This window comes from Pseudomonas sp. R84 (genome assembly GCF_009834515.1).
Lineage (GTDB): Bacteria > Pseudomonadota > Gammaproteobacteria > Pseudomonadales > Pseudomonadaceae > Aquipseudomonas.
Window position 1 is genome coordinate 2,432,142 of sequence record NZ_CP019426.1, and the last position, 17,586, is coordinate 2,449,727.

14 protein-coding genes are annotated in these 17,586 nt (G+C 60.7%); 4 read left to right on the plus strand and 10 right to left on the minus strand.

Annotated features, from left to right (window positions below; all coding sequences use genetic code 11):
• Window positions 1-8: 8 nt before the first annotated feature.
• From PspR84_RS10880 to PspR84_RS10925, 10 genes are read right to left on the minus strand one after another with little or no spacing between them, the layout of a single operon-like run.
• Window positions 9-1,145 (minus strand): glycosyltransferase, encoded by a 1,137-nt coding sequence (locus tag PspR84_RS10880; protein WP_095047547.1) that lies wholly within the window; start codon window positions 1,143-1,145, stop codon window positions 9-11.
• On the minus strand, window positions 1,138-2,106 hold the full coding sequence (locus PspR84_RS10885; protein WP_160057248.1) for a glycosyltransferase: 969 nt from the start codon (window positions 2,104-2,106) through the stop codon (window positions 1,138-1,140). The genes PspR84_RS10880 and PspR84_RS10885 overlap by 8 nt, the downstream gene beginning before the upstream one ends.
• The gene (locus tag PspR84_RS10890) at window positions 2,103-3,470 is read right to left on the minus strand and encodes an O-antigen ligase family protein (RefSeq protein ID WP_160057249.1); all 1,368 of its coding nucleotides are present in this window, start codon (window positions 3,468-3,470) and stop codon (window positions 2,103-2,105) included. The genes PspR84_RS10885 and PspR84_RS10890 overlap by 4 nt, the downstream gene beginning before the upstream one ends.
• On the minus strand, window positions 3,467-4,558 hold the full coding sequence (locus tag PspR84_RS10895; protein WP_160057250.1) for a glycosyltransferase family 4 protein: 1,092 nt from the start codon (window positions 4,556-4,558) through the stop codon (window positions 3,467-3,469). The genes PspR84_RS10890 and PspR84_RS10895 overlap by 4 nt, the downstream gene beginning before the upstream one ends.
• Window positions 4,555-6,144 (minus strand): Wzz/FepE/Etk N-terminal domain-containing protein, encoded by a 1,590-nt coding sequence (locus PspR84_RS10900; protein ID WP_122600406.1) that lies wholly within the window; start codon window positions 6,142-6,144, stop codon window positions 4,555-4,557. Before PspR84_RS10900 ends, PspR84_RS10895 begins: the two co-directional genes overlap by 4 nt.
• 16 nt (window positions 6,145-6,160) lie before the next feature.
• Window positions 6,161-7,183, minus strand: a complete 1,023-nt coding sequence (locus PspR84_RS10905) for a polysaccharide biosynthesis/export family protein (RefSeq protein WP_038369600.1) — start codon at window positions 7,181-7,183, stop codon at window positions 6,161-6,163.
• Window positions 7,184-7,204: 21 nt separating this feature from the next.
• Window positions 7,205-7,852: a CpsD/CapB family tyrosine-protein kinase gene (locus tag PspR84_RS10910; RefSeq protein ID WP_137217211.1), complete on the minus strand. Its 648-nt coding sequence runs from the start codon at window positions 7,850-7,852 to the stop codon at window positions 7,205-7,207.
• On the minus strand, window positions 7,852-8,598 hold the full coding sequence (locus PspR84_RS10915) for a sugar transferase (protein WP_122854624.1): 747 nt from the start codon (window positions 8,596-8,598) through the stop codon (window positions 7,852-7,854). Before PspR84_RS10915 ends, PspR84_RS10910 begins: the two co-directional genes overlap by 1 nt.
• A gap of 18 nt (window positions 8,599-8,616) precedes the next feature.
• Window positions 8,617-9,654, minus strand: coding sequence for an NAD-dependent epimerase (locus PspR84_RS10920; protein WP_160057251.1), 1,038 nt, complete (start codon window positions 9,652-9,654; stop codon window positions 8,617-8,619).
• Window positions 9,651-11,003, minus strand: a complete 1,353-nt coding sequence (locus PspR84_RS10925; RefSeq protein ID WP_160057252.1) for a UDP-glucose/GDP-mannose dehydrogenase family protein — start codon at window positions 11,001-11,003, stop codon at window positions 9,651-9,653. Before PspR84_RS10925 ends, PspR84_RS10920 begins: the two co-directional genes overlap by 4 nt.
• 387 nt (window positions 11,004-11,390) lie before the next feature.
• On the opposite strand from PspR84_RS10925, the gene PspR84_RS10930 reads away from it, so the two are divergent.
• From PspR84_RS10930 to PspR84_RS10945, 4 genes are all read left to right on the plus strand, one after another.
• Window positions 11,391-13,088, plus strand: coding sequence for a sulfatase-like hydrolase/transferase (locus tag PspR84_RS10930; RefSeq protein ID WP_160057253.1), 1,698 nt, complete (start codon window positions 11,391-11,393; stop codon window positions 13,086-13,088).
• Window positions 13,089-13,262: 174 nt separating this feature from the next.
• Window positions 13,263-13,916 (plus strand): ABC transporter ATP-binding protein, encoded by a 654-nt coding sequence (locus tag PspR84_RS10935; RefSeq protein ID WP_160057254.1) that lies wholly within the window; start codon window positions 13,263-13,265, stop codon window positions 13,914-13,916.
• Window positions 13,913-16,384 carry an FtsX-like permease family protein gene (locus PspR84_RS10940; RefSeq protein WP_160057255.1) on the plus strand — a complete coding sequence of 824 codons (2,472 nt, stop codon included), beginning with the start codon at window positions 13,913-13,915 and terminating at the stop codon, window positions 16,382-16,384. The genes PspR84_RS10935 and PspR84_RS10940 overlap by 4 nt, the downstream gene beginning before the upstream one ends.
• Window positions 16,374-17,441, plus strand: coding sequence for a lipocalin-like domain-containing protein (locus PspR84_RS10945; protein WP_160057256.1), 1,068 nt, complete (start codon window positions 16,374-16,376; stop codon window positions 17,439-17,441). The genes PspR84_RS10940 and PspR84_RS10945 overlap by 11 nt, the downstream gene beginning before the upstream one ends.
• Window positions 17,442-17,586 lie beyond the last annotated feature (145 nt).

The window sequence follows — 17,586 nt, forward strand, 5'->3', positions numbered from 1 at the left end:
GAGTCCTCTCAACGATTCTGGTCAGGATTCCACTGTGCGTAGCGTTGCCCGCGCAGGAACTGCCACAGACCGACGCTCATGCCGGCCAGCGTCACCAGCAGGAATGCTGCGAGGCGGAACGGTTTGGGTAAACGGTGTTGCGAATCCAGCAGGCCGGCGATGGCCACCGCGTAGCCGAGCAATTGCGCCACCAGGCTCAGGCGATAGAAACCGTGCTCGTTCCACAGCCAGAAATTGCTCAGCAGCAGCGGCAGCAAGAGAATCGGCGCGAGGCGGCGGATCAGTTTGTGGCTGATCAAGGCGATGGAATACAGGCCGTACTTGAACGGGTTCAGCAGGGCGCTGCGTTGCGCCAGGCTTTGCAGGCCACCGACCGTGACCCGCTGGCGGCGGCGCCATTGCTTGCCCGCTTCGTCGACGCCCTGGTCGATCACTTGCGCCTGGGGGACGTAAACAATGCGTTTGTGCGCGACCGGCGCGCAGGTACTGATGAAGAAGTCGTCGTTGACCTCGGCCGGTACGTTCTGGAACAGCTCGCGGCGCAAGGCGAGCAGGGCGCCGTCGGCGGAGACCATGCAGCCGGTGCGATTCTCGACCCGGCGCAACCAGCCTTCGTAATGCCGATAGAGGCTGTCGCCAATACTCAGGCCGCCACCGGTGACCGGGATCACCATGTGCCCGGCGCAGGCACCGACCTGCGGATCGCTCAACGGCGCGAGCAAATGGCCGAGGGTGTCGCGCGACCATTGGTTGTCGGCGTCGGTGAACACCAGAATGTCGCCGCTGCTCACGGCGACGCCGGCATTCAGTGTGGCGGCCTTGCCCTGGCGCGGCAGGTCGAGGACGGTGATGCGCGGATCGATCACTTTGTGCGCGCAGGCCACGGTGTCATCGCTCGAACCGTCGCTGGCGAGAATGATCTGCAGCGTGGCGGGCTGATAATCCTGGGCCAGCAGGGTGCGCAACTTGTGCTCGATGTGTCGCGCCTCGTTGTGCGCGGCGATGACGATGCTGACGTTCAGCGGCGGTGCCGGCGCGTGCCGCCAGGCCGGGAACAGCGGCGCCAGCAAGGTCAGCAGCAGCGGATAGCCAATGTAGGCGTACGCCGGCAGCACAAGGCACAGGCAAAAAATGAATTCAGCCACGGGCGGGCCTCCTGGCGTTCCAATGACACAGACTGAGAACAAGTGCCGCGCTGGGCAGGTGCAGGCGTAACCAGTGCAGACCCCACAGTTGCAAGGTGAGGCGAGCGTTGTGGTGCTTGATACTCTGCCGCACGCTGAGCATCAGACTCGGCAGCAGGGTCAGCACCAGCAGGATCACCGCGAGCTGCGCGAGGCCGGCGAGCAAGGCAACGATCAGTAGAAAATCCGTCATCCAGACCAGCAACGACAGCAGCGGAAAACGCAGCAGGCGCAGGCTCATGCCATGGGTGCGCAGCAACTGCAGGTGGCTGCCCTGGCGCCACAGCTCCTTGCCCATCCACTCGCGCCAGTTCATTTCGTAGCCCCAATGCAGGGCGATGCTGTTACTGGTCGACAGCAGCCGAGCGCCCTGTGTGCTCAGACGCAAGGTGTATTCCTTGTCTTCGCCGGTGCGCAGGGTTTCGTTGAATCCGCCGACGAGGTCAAACCAGCGTTTGCGCATCAACAGGTTGGCGCTGGGCAGCCAGTCCACGGTGCGATTGGCGTGCGCTGATGGACGCAACATGCGCCGTTGCCAGGCGGTCGCGTACCACGGCGCGGCGGCGGGGGTGTGCAGATCCAGGCCAAAAATGTCGCCCTGATTCTGCGCTTCGAGAGCGAACAATTCGTTCAGCCAGTCTTCGGGCATTTCGATATCGGCATCAATGAACGCCAGCCATTCACCGCTGGCAACCGTTGCGCCACGATTGCGCAAAGCGCCGATCAGCAGGCCGGGCAGCACCAGCACCTGTGCGCCGAAGGCGCGAGCGATCTGTGGCCCGTCATCAGTGGAACCGTTGTCGACGACGATCAGTTCACAGTCGATGTCGGCGGCGTTCGCGGCTTTGCGAGCGGCCAGGAGGGTGCGGCCGATGTGCCGTGCCTCGTTGTACATCGGAATGACGATGCTGATCCGGCTCATGCCCTGGCCTCCGTCAGCGGTGCTTGCTCGGCTTTCAGGCGCAGCACCCAGGTCAGTGCAAGCATGATCCACAGGTATTTGAGGTTCGGCGCGCTGAGAAACATCAGGAACAACGTCAACGACAGAAAACTCATTCCCAGATGGGTCATCAGGTCGGCGTGCTGCCACTCGCGCCGTTGCAGCCATTCGCGTCGTGCGCGGATCAGGTTGTAGAAACCCTGCACGAGCATGCCGACAAACAGCAGGCCGGCGGGAATCCCCAATTCGCTGAAAATCTCCAGATAAGTGTTATGCGCGCGGCGATACAGGTCGCCGATCTTGCGGTTGGCCGAGAATGCCTTGGCATAACCGGTGGTCGCATAGTGCAACGGGAAGGTCCCGGGGCCGGAGCCGAGCAGCGGATGTTCGCGGATGATCTGGCTGCCGACGACAATGTACGAGGCGCGACGGCCGAGGGATTCATCCTGAGCCTTGGCCCCGGCGCTCAAGATACTCAGCGACTGGATGCGCGCCAGGTAACCGGCAGGCATCGCATAAATCGCCAATGGCAGCACGATGGCCGCGCCGAGCATGGCGAATCCGAAATGCCGGGGGCGGATGCGGTTGAGGTGCTGGCGGTAATGCCAGACCCCGATCGCCAGACTCAAGGCCAGTACCACCAAGCCCGAGCGCGACTCCGTTTTGGTCATGCCGCCGAGCAGCAAAAGACAGCAGCCCGCCCAGAACAGACGGTGCAGCAGATTCGGGCCGCGAATCACCAACAGCAGGCCCAGCGGCACGGCGAAGGCGATCAGCAGAGCAAAGGCATTCGGGTCTTCGAGCAGGCCGGCGGCGCGGCCCTTGTCCTGGAATCGGCTGGAAAACATCGCCATCGCGCAGGTGGCGCTGACGCTGAGCGTGACCAGCCGGGCGAACAGATCGAGGTTCAGCTCGCGGCCGACCAACAAGGTGATCACGAACAGAATCAGGCCCACGCTCAGTTCACGCAGATGACTCTGTGACATGCCCATGTTGTCGGTGGCGAGCAGGCTCAGCAGGTACAGCGCCATGAAGCCGATCAGGTAGCGCCACAGATTGCTGCGCAGGCGCTGCGATGGAATCTGATGCAATGCCAGTTGCAACGCCAGGATCAGCGCCAGCGAAGCACCGATCAATTTGCTCCCGGATAACGCGCTGTCCTTGAAGAACCCTTCAAACGGCACCAGCGCGGCAATGCCCAGCAGGCCCCACGACGGTTTGCGGTACAGCACCGTGAAACCCAGCAGCCCCAACACCGCCCCCGGCGCCAGATACGGATAAGGACTGACCAGCAAAGCCATGCAGACCAGTGCCAGCAGGCTGACGATCGAGAGCGGGAAAATCATGCGCGTGCCTCCGGTGCCGTGTGGATGTACAGCTGCGACCAGCGTTCAGCCAAAGCCTTGAGGTCGTAGCGTTCCTGTTGTGTGCGTCTGGCGTTGTCGCGTAGTTGTGCGGCCAGCTTCGGTTCGGCCAGCAACGTGTCGAGCTGACGGGCGAGGGCGGCGGTATCGGTCGGTGCGGCGAGCAGGCCGTTGTGGCGGTCCTGCAAGACATCGGGAATGCCACCGATCGCGAACGCCACCACCGGCACACCGGCCTGCATCGCTTCGAGCAGAATCATCGGCGTACCCTCGGTGCGCGAGCTGATCACCAGCGCATCGAGTTGCTGCCACCAGCCTTGCATCGCCGTCTGATAGCCCGGCAAGCGAATCCGCTGTGGTAAACCGGCAGCGTCGATACGCGCCTGCAAGGCCTCACGTTCCGGACCGTCACCGAGCATCACGGCGTCCAGTTGCGGATGCTGGTGACACAACGCAATCAGCGCATCGAGAAACAGATCCGGGCCTTTCTCGCTGCTCAACCGACCGACGTAACCGACCAGCCAGCGTTGTCGTTCCAGTGCCGGCGGCAGCGCAGGCGCCGCTGGCAAACCGTTGGGAATCACCTGCAACTTCTCGGCACGGACGCCGGCCTGACGGTGCAGCACAGCGATGCTTTGCGCGACGCAGACCACCCGCTTCACCGAGGCCGTGCGGCACAGTTGCAGGCTTAGCCAGGTGTAGAACTTCTGCTTGCGACTGCGCGGGGTGAAACCGTGCTGAGTGATCACCAGCGGCAGGCGCAACACAGTGGCGCCGAACCAGCCGAACAGTAGCCCTTTGAAGTTGTGCGTGTTGAGCAACGGCTTGTCACTACGGCGCTGATGCAAGTGCCACAGCAGTCCGCCGAGCCCGGCACAGGCGCGAGCGTCCACCCCGGCCTCGCGAAAGCGCTCGATCAGCTCTGGTGGCGCATCGAGGAACAGCACCTGGTGCTGCCCCGGCGTCGCCAGGCAATGATCCAGCAACATCCGCTCGGCTCCGTAGAAGCCGCCGCTGCTGAGCAAATGAATGATCGGCAGGGCGACGCACGGGGTAGACGCCGCGTTCAATTGCGCACCCAGTGAACCAGGCTCGGCACGGTCCAGTTCTTGTGCGGATTGCCCGGCTGCGATGTTTCTTCGTTGAGCACCAACAGCACCGGCAGGCCCAGTTCATGGCTGATTTGCGCAGGATGCTTGAAGCGGTGATCGAAGAACTCACGTACATAGACGAAGGCAATGGCCAGCAGCAGACCGGTGAGCAGACCAAACGGAATGATCAGCATCGGTTTCGGAAACGCCGCCTCGGTCGGTTCATACGGCGGGCTCAAGACACGGGCGTTGGACAAGTCGTTATCCAGCGCTCGCGTCGTGCTGCTTTCGGCAAAGCGTTGCGCATAGGTTGAGAACGCTGCATGCAATGCGCCGATCTCGGTGTCCATCTGGCGCAGCTTGCTTTGGGTCTGCTGCAATTGATGGATGCGATTCTTGAACTCGGCAATGCGCGCGGTTTTCTGCTCGATGACCTGGCTGACCACCGACAGGTCGATCGTGCGTTCCTGGATGCGGTTGTTGACCACTTTGAGGAACTGCTGGCGTGTCCGGGCAATCTGCTCGCGGGCCAGCAACATCGGTTCGCTGCTGGGCTGAAATATCGCGAGGTCGTTCATATAGCGGCTGACCTGAGTGGTCAGCGCCTCGCCCATCTGCCGGATCTCGCGATCCTCGAACGCGATGTTGTCCACCGTCGTCGTGAAGGTGAACGGAAAGGTGTAGTCATTGAGTTTGTTGGTGTTGGCGGTGGCCAGGCTGGTTTTCAGGTAATCGAGCCAGCGCTGGCTTTGCAGCAAGCGATCGCGATACAGGTTGAGTGCCTGCTCTTCGGTGTTGATCGCGTTGAGGCGAAAGGTGATTTCCTCTTTCGGATCGGACGAACCGACGCTTTCCAGCAGGCTCAGCCGCTCGCCTTCCAGACCGTCGAGGCGGACCTGATACTGAAGCTTCTTGGTCTCGTAGAACGAGTGCGGCAGCTCGATCGATTGCAACGCCTGACGATCGACCAGATAGTTGCGCAACAGCGTGGCAACGAACGTCGTGCCCTGGGCGGGATCGGGGAAGCTGTAGACGATCGAGATGACATTGGAACCCGGCAGGGTTTCGATCTTCAGATTGTCGATGGCCTCCTGGGTCAAGCCGTCCAGTGCCGTGTCGCGCACCGGATCGGTTTCCATCCCCAGTGCATCACGCAGCGGATTGATCACGTATTCGCGCAGCGGCGTGCTGACATAACGCTTGAACGGTTCGGCCAGTTTGCTGAGCATCCCCGGCGGCGGGTTGTACTGACCCTGGTCGCGCAGTTCGCTGATGGTCTGACGAATCAGTGCCGGCGAACGGAGGATGTTGCTTTCGGTTTCCATGTCCGCCAGCGATGGCGGAATGAAGGTGGCGTTGTCCTGGGTCAGCGAGGTGGTCGCATCGCCCTGAGACAGTTTTTTCGACTGCACGATCACCTGCGCGGTGATATCGAAGCTCTGTTTGAGCAACAGCGGCAGCAACAGCGCGATCACTGCAAAGATCAGGAAGATGCGCTTCACCAGTTGCTTGTTGGCGAAGAAAATCCTGAAGAACTCGTGCAGGTAATTTTCTTTTGGGTTCATGTCGTTCACCTGAGAGTCAGTTGTCACTGCCTTTGTTGTCGACGCGGTAGCCGAAGCTGAACCCCACGCCCTGGAACAGCACCACATCGGCCAGTTGGCGGGCGAGTTCGCCGGCGCTGGCCAGTTTGGTTTTCGGTACGTAGAGCATGTCGTCCGGTTGCAGGTAGGCGATCTGTGGCGCATCGCCCGACAGCGCTTTCTCGACGTCGTAGTTCATGGCCTGCACCTGATTGCCGTTGCGCCGCATGATCACCACCGAATCGAGACGCGCCTTGACATTGGTACCGCGTGCCAGGGTCAGCGCCTCAAGCACCGACACCGGCCGGCGGATCGGGTACGAGCCCGGCTGAGCGACTTCGCCGAGCACGTAGATCTCGTTGCCGGCGGTGGATTTCAGCAGCACATCCACCGTCATCCGTCCCGGCAGTTGCGCGTATTTGCTGTTGAGGAAGGTTTCCAGTTGATTGACCGTCATGCCTTGCAGCGGCACGGCGCCTATTTCCGGAAAACTCGCATAGCCATCGGTGCCGACGGTGATTTCGCGGCTCATGCCGGTGGCCGGGTGGTTAAGCGCGCTTTTGAGGTTTTGCTCGTTGCTCAGCGGGCTGAGAATCTGCACCGAGAGTTGATTGCGGTTGGGCTGGAACAACTGCTTGCGTTGATAGGCGCGCTGGATTTCCTGCCGCGCCTCGTCGCTGGTCAGCCCGGCAATTTTCACCGAGGTGTTGGCGCCCGGCAGTTCGATGGTGCCGTCAGGCAGCACCAGTTGCGTGCCGTTGAGCTGACTGGCGGCGGTGAAGTTCAGGCCGATCTGGTCACCCGACTGCACGCGATAAGCGTCCGAGCCGCTGGTACTGATGTGGAAAATCACATCCAGCACGTCTTTCGGGCGCAGGGTCTGCTCGACCCTCGGCATGTCGGTAGCTTGCGCATTGGCCGGTGTGGCGGTGAGGATATTCACCGGCATGTTGCGGGTGTCGGAATTGCTGGAGCAGCCTGCAAGCGGCAGCAACAGCAGGACAAGCATTTTGGCGTTCATGGCGTCATCCTTTGCGTTCGCTTACAGGTTTTTGTAAAGCCATTTGGGCATGTAGTACTTGCGCCGGTTGAACACGCTACCGACCACTTTTGCCCCGGCCTGAGTCAGGCGTTGCACGGCGGCTTGCGCGACTTCCCAGCGCGTGTCTTCGGCGCGTACGACAAGCACCACGCCATCGACTTGCGTGCTGATGACCAGCGTGTCGGCGTCGGAGTACACCGCGTCGCCATCGATCACCACAAAGCGATACTGGCTGCCCAATTGATCAAGCAACGGGCTCAGACGCTCGGCGGTCAGGTGCTCCAGGGTGCGGATCGGCCGGCCATTGGGCAGCACGTGGAACGGCAGGCTCGAGACCTGCACCACGCAGTCCTGCAACAGCGGCGGTTTGTCGGGGTTGAACAGCAAGTCGCGCAGGCCGCGCTCCTTGCTCAGGTTCAACTGCTGGGTGAGATTGTTTGCCGACTGACTGGCATCGACCAGCAGCACTTGGCCGCTGCTCATTTGCGCCAGTTGGCTGGCCAGCGCCAGCGCACTGGTGGTGGTGCCTGAGCCGGGGTTGGCGGCGGTCAGGAACAGGATCCGCAGATCGAGATCCAGCACGGTCGAGGTCAGGTTCGATTCGCTGGGGGTGGCGATGCTCAGGCTTTTGTTGGTTGAACCGTCCATTAGCTTGCTCCGTGGCCGCTGAATACTTTGAAGGGGGTTTTCAACAGAATCTTCAGATCAAGCAGAAGGCTCTGCTCGGCGATGTAGCTGAGGTCCAACTCAACGCGCTGGTCGAAGTCGATATTGCTGCGTCCGGAGATCTGCCACAGGCCGGTCATGCCGGGGTAGATCGCCAGACGCGCGAGGTGATTGTCCTTGTAGCGATAGGCGTTGAACGAGGTCGGACGCGGGCCGACCAGGCGCATGTCGCCGGTCACTACATTGATCAGGTTGGGCAGTTCATCAAGGCTGGTGCGCCGCAGGAAACCGCCGATGCGGGTGATGCGCGGGTCGTGGTCGATCTTGAAATCGATGGCGTCGGCACCGTGCTTGTTGAGGTGACGCAGTGACTCTTTCAACTCTTCGGCGTTGGCGACCATGGTGCGGAATTTGTACATGCCGAATTTGCGCCCGCGATAACCGGTGCGTTTCTGCACGAACATCACCGGGCCTTCGCTGGTGAATTTGATGGTCAGCGCCAGACCAATCAACAACGGCGAAATCAGCAGCAGAATCATCAGCGCACCGAGGCAAGCGACCACGCGATTGGTGCGTGACAGTTGCCATGGGCGACCGCCGTCGCGGCCCGTGAACCAGCCGCGACCCTGGCGATGAATCGCCGCGTCGAGCCGCATTCGGTGCTCGGGATCCACGCGCTTGTCGCGGCGCATTTCTAGGATCGGTACACCTTTCTCATGTCCAGTCATGGAGTCCTCCACAGTAATTCAGCCGCGAACGGCGCGTGGGCGATAGGCAGTGGGGTAGTAGTCGCGGAACCAGGCGATAAAGCGTCCGAGTCCCTCATCCAGCTCTATCCGGGGCTGAAATCCGGTGGCCTGGGCCAGATCGCTGGCCTCGGCGCAAGTGTTGAGCACGTCGCCCGGTTGCAGCGGCAGCAACTCGACAATGGCGGTCTGACCGAGGTGCTTTTCCAGCAGCGCCAGATAGGTTTTCAGCTCGACCGGGTGCTGCCCGCCGATATTGAACAGGCGCCACGGCGCCATGCTGCTGGCCGGGTCGGGCTGCTCGCGATCCCACTGCGGATTGACCTGCGGTGGCTGCTCGATGAGGCGGGCGATGCTTTCGATGATGTCGTCGATGTAGGTGAAGTCGCGCTGGTGCTCGCCGTAGTTGAACAGCTTCAGCGGCGTGCCTTCGCTGATCGCCCGGGCGAACTGGATCGGCGACATGTCTGGCCGGCCCCACGGCCCGTACACGGTAAAAAAACGCAGGCCGGTGCAGGGAATGCCGAACAGGTGGCTGTAACTGTGCGCCATCAGTTCATTGGCTTTCTTGGTCGCGGCGTACAGCGACAACGGGTGATTGACGCCGTCCTGCACCGAGTAAGGTGTGTGCTGGTTGGCGCCGTAGACTGAACTCGACGACGCGTAGATCAGGTGCTCGACCGGGTGATGCCGGCAGCTTTCCAGAATGTTCAGAAAACCGTTGAGATTGCTGTCCAGATACGCACGTGGATTTTCCAGCGAGTAACGCACCCCGGCCTGCGCCGCGAGGTGAATCACCACTTGCGGACGTTCACGGACAAACAGTGCTTCGATGGCCGAGGCATCGGCCAGGTCAACCGTCGCGAGCTGGAAATCGCCGGCCTGCTCACGCACCCACTGCACGCGGTCGTGCTTGAGCTGCGGGTCGTAGTAGCCGTTGAAATTGTCCAGACCGACCACTGAATGCCCGTCGCGCAGCAGCCGCAGTACGCAATGGGCACCAATGAAACCGGCCGCACCGGTGACCAAGACCTTCATGGCCGTAGTCCTTCAGGGGCAATGTGGCGCAAGCCGATGCCGCTGTAATGCAGGCCGGCGGCCGCCACTTGTTCCGGGTTGTACAGATTGCGGCCGTCGATGATTACCTTCGAGCGCAGCTTTTCGGCGAGCAACTCGAAATCGACCACACGGAAGTTTTTCCACTCGGTGCAGATCACCAGTGCGTCGGCGTCTTCCAGGGTGTCGTCGCGGGTCGCGCACAGGTGCAAATCGTTACGGTAACCGTAAATGCGCCGGCATTCGGACATGGCCTCCGGGTCGTAGGCTTGCACGCTGGCACCTTCGGCCCACAGCGCATCCATCAGATAACGGCTCGGGGCTTCGCGCATGTCATCGGTGTTTGGCTTGAATGCCAGGCCCCAGATCGCGATCGATTTACCCGCCAGGCCCTGCGGGAACTGTGCTTTGAGTTTGCTGAAGAGGATGTGCCGCTGCAGGTCGTTGACGTCGGTGACGCTGCGCAGCAATTTCAGCGGCATGCCGTTGTGTTCGGCGGTGTGCAGCAGGGCGCGCAGGTCTTTGGGAAAGCACGAGCCACCGAAGCCGCAGCCCGGATAGATGAAGTGGTAGCCGATGCGCGGATCAGAGCCGATGCCTTTGCGCACCGCTTCGATGTCGGCGCCAAGCAATTCGGTGAGATTGGCCAGCTCATTCATGAAGCTGATGCGCGTGGCAAGCATGGCGTTGGCCGCGTACTTGGTCAGCTCGGCGCTGCGGTTGTCCATGAACATCAGTTTTTCGCGGTTGCGGCAGAACGGTGCGTACAACTCGCTCATCTGCTCGCGGGCTACATCGTCACGGGTGCCGACGATGATCCGATCCGGGCGCATGCAGTCGGCGAGGGCGCTACCTTCCTTGAGGAATTCCGGGTTGGACACCACGCGCACTGTCAGGCTGCTCTTGTCGCGGCGTTGCAGTTCGCTGTTGGCGGCGGCCAGCACCTGATCCGCCGTGCCGACCGGCACCGTCGATTTGATGATCAATGTGCGATCGGCCTCCATGTACGAGGCGATTTGCCGGGCAACGTTGAGCACGTGACTGAGGTCGGCAGAGCCATCCTCATCGGCCGGGGTGCCGACGGCGATGAAAATCAACTCGGCATGCTCGACCGCGTCGCTGGCCTGAGTACTGAACAACAGACGGCCGGCCTTGATGTTTTCCTCAAGCGTGCTCGATAAACCTGGCTCGCTAATGGGCGGCACTGCTTGTTGCAGTTGTTTAATTTTGTTTGGGTCAATGTCCACGCATAAAACGCGATGACCGACATCTGCAAGTGCGGCGGCTTGTATAAGTCCGACATAGCCAGTGCCAAATACGCTCACGTCCATCTGCGCACCTCAATAACACCAAAAGTTAACTACGGAATGAGATAGTTAAAGGGGTATAGCGCAGCGTTTGAAAAGCGTGTCAGCAAAATGACATGTTGCATCTGTATAACACTTGAGCATTTTTTGGCGATTGGCCATCAAGTCATTGCTGCGATTGAATTTGTTGCTTTTGTGCAGATTTGTTCAGATTTAAAATATGCGATAAACGGTCGTAGGCCGCTAATTTAAAGGCTTGTAGCGTCTCGGTTGTGTCAGATTTGAGTCACCGTTTTTTTGACGCTTTCTACAGAAAACAGTCAATTCTTGCGCTTTGATGGCTGGGTGCTAGTGTCAGGTTCTGACTGACAAACCTTTGACTCCCTGCCGTTTTGCCCGATCGGTATCGCCATGTTCAGATATGCCAAAGAATTGTTCTTAATTGTTTATTTGTTGATTTATTCCGAATATTACATTGATCGGTTAAATGCTATCGGCCTCGGTTTTGCTGTACTTCTTTTTGGCGCGATGTTTTTGGCGCTTACTTTTGCGTTATATCTAATGGCGTATATAAGGCAGGCTCTCATTCGCCACGTGTTCGCATTGGCAATGTTTGTCTCGGCAGTGTTTTTCGATGTCTATACCCGGGTCACGGCGGATTACCTGACCTACAGCGGTTTCGTCTCATTGGTTTACTCCGGCGGTTTCATCCAGGAGGCGGCGTACCAGTACCGGGACGCGCTCCTGCGTGGCATGCTCAGCGGTTTGCTGTTGCTACTCGGCATCGGTCTGAAGCCCCGCCATGGTCTGGCGATTCCCAACGCGCTGCGTGTGGCGGCGCCGTTGTGCGGCGTGTTGCTGCTCAGTGCCGTGCTGTTCTTGCGTGCGGGAGAGGGCGCTCGTGGCTTGCCGATCATGTACACGCCGCTGGCCTATCTGAACCTGTTTGCCTATGAAGCGCTGCACAACACCGTCGGCCCGCGTGAACCGGTGACCCTGGCGCGCACCTCGCAAGCGGTCGGCCATGACATCGTGCTGATCATCGACGAAAGCATCTCCGGCAATTATCTGGATATCAACGCGCCGTTCGGTGTGCACAGCAATCTCAAGCAGGCGCACCCCGGCGTCGACATCTTCAATTACGGCTACGCCGCGTCCATTGCCAATTGCAGCGCCGACACCAACGTGACCCTGCGTTACGGCGGCACCCGCGCCGATTACATGCGCATCAACACCACGCTGCCGTCGATCTGGCAGTACGCCAAGAAGGCTGGGCTGCGCACCGTGTACATCGACGCCCAGCGCACCGCCGGCAATCTGCAGAATCTGATGACCGATACCGAAAAGAAGGACATCGACCAGTTCGTGCAATTCGACCAGACCAGCGTGCGCGATCGCGACATGGCGGCAGCGGCGAAGCTCATCGAATTGCTCAACGATGACAAGCCGGAGCTGGTGGTGATCAACAAGGTCGGCGCGCACTTCCCGGTGCATGACAAATATCCGGATGCGTTCATGGCTTACCGCCCGACCTTGCCGCGCGGGCAGTTCACCGAGGTGGCCGATACCGGCGAGCGCAACGGTTTCAATGGCCAGCCGGATGACTGGGTGCTGTACCGCAATGCCTACAAGAACACCGTGTTGTGGAATGTCGGCGAGTTTTTTGCGCGGGTGTTCGCCGAGGCCAGTCTGAACAATGCGTTGCTGATCTATACCTCTGATCATGGCCAGGATCTGCATGAACGCGGTAATCCGGGCTTGAACACTCACTGCGGTGGCGACCCGGTGGAGGAGGAAGGATTGGTGCCGTTGGTGGTGATTCAGGGCCGCGATCTGAAAACGCTGGACTGGTCGGCGCAATTGGCGGCGAACAAGGATCGTTCCAGCCACTACAACATTTTTCCGACCCTGCTGCAGTTGATGGGCTACGACCTGGCGGGGATCGAGGCTGTTTATGGCAAGCCACTGAGTGTCGCGACGGCGGATGAGTTCACCTTCAACTACCGCTTCAACGCGCGGTTGGGGGCCAAGCCTGAGTGGAAGCACATTGATCTGGGCAGCATTGTCACGCCGTCGCAGGCGCCGGCGAGTGTGGCGGCGGGGCAGTAAGTTTTGAGTTGGCTGGGCTGACGCTTTCGCGAGCAGGCTCGCTCCCACCTCTGTAATGCGATCAACCTGTGGGAGCGAGCCTGCTCGCGAAGGGGCCATTTGCTTCAACGCAAGATTCAGGTCTGTCATCGCCATCCGCTATCCTTGCCCCACACTGACTGATCAGGTGGCGGCATGCTTCGTGTTGAAAACGTCTTCAAAAGCTATCTCACCCCGCAAGGTCCATTGCCGGTGCTGCAAGGTGTCGACCTGACGCTGGCATCCGGCAGCAGCCTGGCGTTGATGGGCGAATCCGGCAGTGGCAAAAGCACGTTGCTGCACCTCGTGGCCGGTCTCGACAAAGTCGACAGCGGCAGCATCCGCAGTGGCGAGCATCGATTGGAAGCGATGAACGAGGCGCAACTGGCGAATTGGCGGCGAACGGAAATCGGTCTGGTGTTCCAGCAGTTCAACCTGATCGGCAGTTTGCGCGTCGAAGACAATCTGGCGTTTCAGGCGCGTCTTGCCGGGCGCCATGAACCACGATGGCAGGCGCATCTGGTGCAACGCTTAGGGCTGGGCGATTTGCTCAAGCGTTATCCGGAGCAGCTTTCCGGTGGCCAGCAGCAGCGCGTTGCGTTGGGCCGGGCATTGGCGTCGCAGCCGAAATTGCTGCTGGCCGATGAACCCACCGGTAGCCTCGATGAAGCGACCAGTGATGAAGTCCTGCGGCTGTTGCTGGAATTGCTCGACGACACGCCGACCACGTTGTTGATGGTCACCCACAGCCAACGGGTCGCGGCGCGTCTGGCGCAGCGAGTGGTGTTGTCCAGTGGGCGGCTGACGTGATCGTTTTCCGTCAGACCCTGCGTGCTCTGCTCAGCCATTGGCGGCGCCATCCGGTGCAGTTTTTCAGTGTGCTGACCGGGTTGTGGCTGGCGACCAGTCTGCTCACCGGCGTCGAAGCGCTGAACAGTCAGGCGCGCGATAGTTACGCGCGGGCCAGCCAGTTGATCGGCGACGAACCGCAGGCCAGTCTCGGTACGCCGAATGGCGCGACGTTCGCGCAGCAATGGTTCGTTGATCTGCGCCGACAGGGCTGGCCGGTGTCGCCGCTGTTGCAAGGTCGGGTGCTGCTCAAGGGCTTCGACAATCAGCGGCTGCAATTGATGGGCATCGAACCGGTGTCGCTGCCGGCCGATTCGGCGGTGGCCGGTCAGGCGTTGCCGATCGAGCGTGTCGTCGAGTTTTTCACGCCGCCCGGAAATACGTGGATTTCCCCGGATACCTTGCAGGCGCTGAATCTGCGCGAAGGTGATACGCCGCAAACGCTCAATGGCTTGAAACTGCCACCGCTGCTCGCGCAGAAGGAAATGGCGCCGGGCGTGTTGCTGGTGGACATCGGCGTCGCACAAACCCTGTTGGAACAGCCCGGGCAATTGTCGCGGCTGTTGCTGCCCAAGGATTTTCACGCCGAGTTGCCTGCCGTGTTCAAAGGTCAGTTGCAGCTAAAAAGCAGCGGTGAGGAAAACAATCTGGCGCGACTGACCGAGAGTTTTCACCTCAATCTCGATGCGTTGGGATTTCTCTCGTTCGTGGTCGGCTTGTTCATCGTCCACGCCGCGATTGGCCTGGCTCTTGAGCAACGGCGCGGTCTGCTGCGTACGCTGCGCGCCTGCGGGGTCAGCGCGCGGATGTTGATCTGTTGCTTGATCGTTGAGTTGGGGGTTCTTGCACTGATCGGCGGATTGTTCGGCGTGATCAGCGGCTATTGGCTGGCGAGTGTGTTGCTGCCGGACGTCGCCGCCAGCCTGCGCGGTTTGTACGGCGCAGAAGTGGCGGGGCAGTTGCGTCTGAGTTCTTGGTGGTGGTTCAGCGGCATCGGTTTGAGCCTGCTCGGCGCCTTGCTCGCCGGGGCCAACAGTCTGCTGCGCGCCGCCCGTTTGCCGTTGTTGGCCGTGGCGGATCCGCAAGCCTGGCATCAGCAATATGCGCGTTGGTTGCGTCGGCAGGGCTGGTTGGCGGCAGGGTTGGGTTTGATTGCGTTGGTGGCATTGATCTGGGGCGACAGTCTGGCCAGCGGTTTTGTCTTGATGGCCGGATTGCTGATCGGCGCGGCATTGGCGCTGCCGGTGTTGCTCAGCGCGTTGTTGAATCAGTTGCTCGGGCGCAGTCGCTCGGTGCTGGGGCAGTGGTTTCTCGCCGATTGCCGTCAGCAATTGCCAGCACTGAGTCTGGCGCTGATGGCGTTGCTCCTGGCGCTTGCCGCCAACATCGGCGCGGGGAGCATGACCGCCGGTTTTCGCCAGACCTTCGATGACTGGCTCGAACAACGCCTTAGTGCCGAGCTGTATATCAATCCGAGCAATCCGGCGCAGTCGCGGGAAATGTACAGCTGGCTCAAGCAGCAGCCGAACGTCGCGGCAGTGCTGCCCAACTGGCAGGTCGCGGTGACATTGCAGGGCTGGCCGGCGGAGGTGTTCGGCATTATCGATCACGCGCATTATCGCCAGCATTGGCCGTTGCTCGATGTCAGTGGCAGCGACCCATGGGCGCATCTGGCCACCGACGATGCGGTGATGCTCAGCGAACAGCTGGCGCGTCGACTGAAGGTGCGCGCGGGTGATCGACTGACGATTCCTGCGCCGAATGGTGCGTGGACGCCGCGCATCGTCGGCATCTACGCCGATTACGGCAATCCCAAGGGGCACTTGCTGGTCAACATCCATCACCTGCTGCGTGGCTGGCCGCAACTGACGCCGAACCGTTTCAATCTGCGTATCGAACCGCAGAACATTCCGCCGTTGTTGAATAGCCTGCAGGCGCGCTTTCAACTGGATGACAGCCGCATCGTCGATCAGGCGCGGCTCAAGGGCTGGTCGGTGCAGGTTTTCGAACGGACCTTTGCGGCGACGGCGGCGTTGAACAGCTTGACCCTGGCGGTGGCGGGCGTGGCGCTGTTCATCAGCCTGCTGACCCAGAGTCAAAGTCGCCTCGGCCAACTCGCACCGCTGTGGGCGCTGGGCGTAACGCGGCGGCAATTGATGCTGCTCAATCTTGGTCAGACCTGGCTGTTGGCGGTGCTGACGCTGGTGCTGGCGTTGCCGCTGGGAATCGCGCTGGCGTGGTGTCTGGACGCGGTGATCAATGTGCAGGCGTTTGGCTGGCGGCTGCCGTTGCGGGTGTTTCCTTGGCAATTGCTGCAGTTGATGGGGTTGGCATTATTGGCGACGTTACTGGCTTCGGCATGGCCGCTGTACTCGCTGTACCGCACGCAACCGGCGGACCTGCTGAGGACGTTTGCCCATGAGGATTAACCTCGTTGTGCTCCTGGTTTTGTTGCTGCTCGGTGGTTGCGATCAATCGGCTCCGGAGCAAAAAGGCTTCGCCGGGATGGGCGATCAGGCGTTGGCGTTTACGCCGGTGGTGCCGGGGCGGGTGTTCAGTTTTCCGGCAGATCACGGGGCGCATGACGGTTTTCGCATTGAGTGGTGGTACGTCACCGCCAATCTAAAGGATCAGCAGGGCAATGAGTTTGGCGTGCAGTGGACGCTGTTTCGCAGTGCGCTGAAACCGCTGGCGGAGCAGGCGGGGTGGGGCAACCAGACGATCTGGCTGGGGCACGCGGCGGTGACTTCGAGCACGGTGCATCACGCCGCCGAACGTTACGCCCGAGGCGGGGTGGGGCAGGCGGGTGTGCAACTGGCGCCGTTCGAGGCGTGGATCGATGATTGGCGGTTCGCCAGTCAGGCGCAGGATCCGCTGAGCGACCTGCAACTCGGCGCTCGCGACAAGAATTTCGCCTATCAACTGCACCTCACCTCAAGTCGCCCGTTGGTGTTGCAGGGCGACAAGGGTTTCAGTCAGAAATCCGAAGAAGGTCAGGCGTCGTATTACTACAGCCAGCCGTTTTTTCAGGCCAGCGGCACGTTGCAGATTGACGGCCAGAGCCACACCGTCAGCGGCCCGGCATGGCTTGATCGCGAATGGAGCAGCCAGCCGCTGACCGCAAATCAAACCGGTTGGGACTGGTTTTCCCTGCATCTGGACAGCGGCGAACACGTGATGCTGTACCGCATGCGCCAGAAGGACGGCGCGCCGTATCTCACCGGCACGTGGATAGCCGCCGATGGCCAGACGCAAACCCTGCGCAGTTCGCAGATTCAGCTCACCCCGCAAAAAACCTCTAAAGTAGCCGGCCGGGCGATGCCGGTGAAATGGTCGATCAAAATCCCCGACAAACACCTCGACATCAGCCTCGACGCGCTCAACCCCAACGCCTGGATGAACCTGCGCATCCCTTACTGGGAAGGCCCGGTGCACATCAGCGGCAGTCATTCCGGCCAGGGCTATCTGGAAATGACCGGGTACTGAAAGGTACCCACGAATCCCTGTAGGAGCTGCCGAAGGCTGCGATCTTTTGATCTTGTTTTTTAAAAGCAAAATCAAAAGATCGCAGCCTTCGGCAGCTCCTACAATGGATCGGTTTGAACTTGGCTTGGTGTGTTGTCCTCTACAG

Coding starts and splice junctions, on each gene's coding strand:
- PspR84_RS10885 (WP_160057248.1), bottom strand. CDS start 2,106: ATGAGCCGGATCAGCATCGTCATTCCGATGTACAACGAGGCACGGCAC.
- PspR84_RS10890 (WP_160057249.1), bottom strand. CDS start 3,470: ATGATTTTCCCGCTCTCGATCGTCAGCCTGCTGGCACTGGTCTGCATG.
- PspR84_RS10900 (WP_122600406.1), bottom strand. CDS start 6,144: ATGAACCCAAAAGAAAATTACCTGCACGAGTTCTTCAGGATTTTCTTC.
- PspR84_RS10905 (WP_038369600.1), bottom strand. CDS start 7,183: ATGAACGCCAAAATGCTTGTCCTGCTGTTGCTGCCGCTTGCAGGCTGC.
- PspR84_RS10910 (WP_137217211.1), bottom strand. CDS start 7,852: ATGGACGGTTCAACCAACAAAAGCCTGAGCATCGCCACCCCCAGCGAA.
- PspR84_RS10915 (WP_122854624.1), bottom strand. CDS start 8,598: ATGACTGGACATGAGAAAGGTGTACCGATCCTAGAAATGCGCCGCGAC.
- PspR84_RS10920 (WP_160057251.1), bottom strand. CDS start 9,654: ATGAAGGTCTTGGTCACCGGTGCGGCCGGTTTCATTGGTGCCCATTGC.
- PspR84_RS10925 (WP_160057252.1), bottom strand. CDS start 11,003: ATGGACGTGAGCGTATTTGGCACTGGCTATGTCGGACTTATACAAGCC.
- PspR84_RS10930 (WP_160057253.1), top strand. CDS start 11,391: ATGTTCAGATATGCCAAAGAATTGTTCTTAATTGTTTATTTGTTGATT.
- PspR84_RS10935 (WP_160057254.1), top strand. CDS start 13,263: ATGCTTCGTGTTGAAAACGTCTTCAAAAGCTATCTCACCCCGCAAGGT.
- PspR84_RS10945 (WP_160057256.1), top strand. CDS start 16,374: ATGAGGATTAACCTCGTTGTGCTCCTGGTTTTGTTGCTGCTCGGTGGT.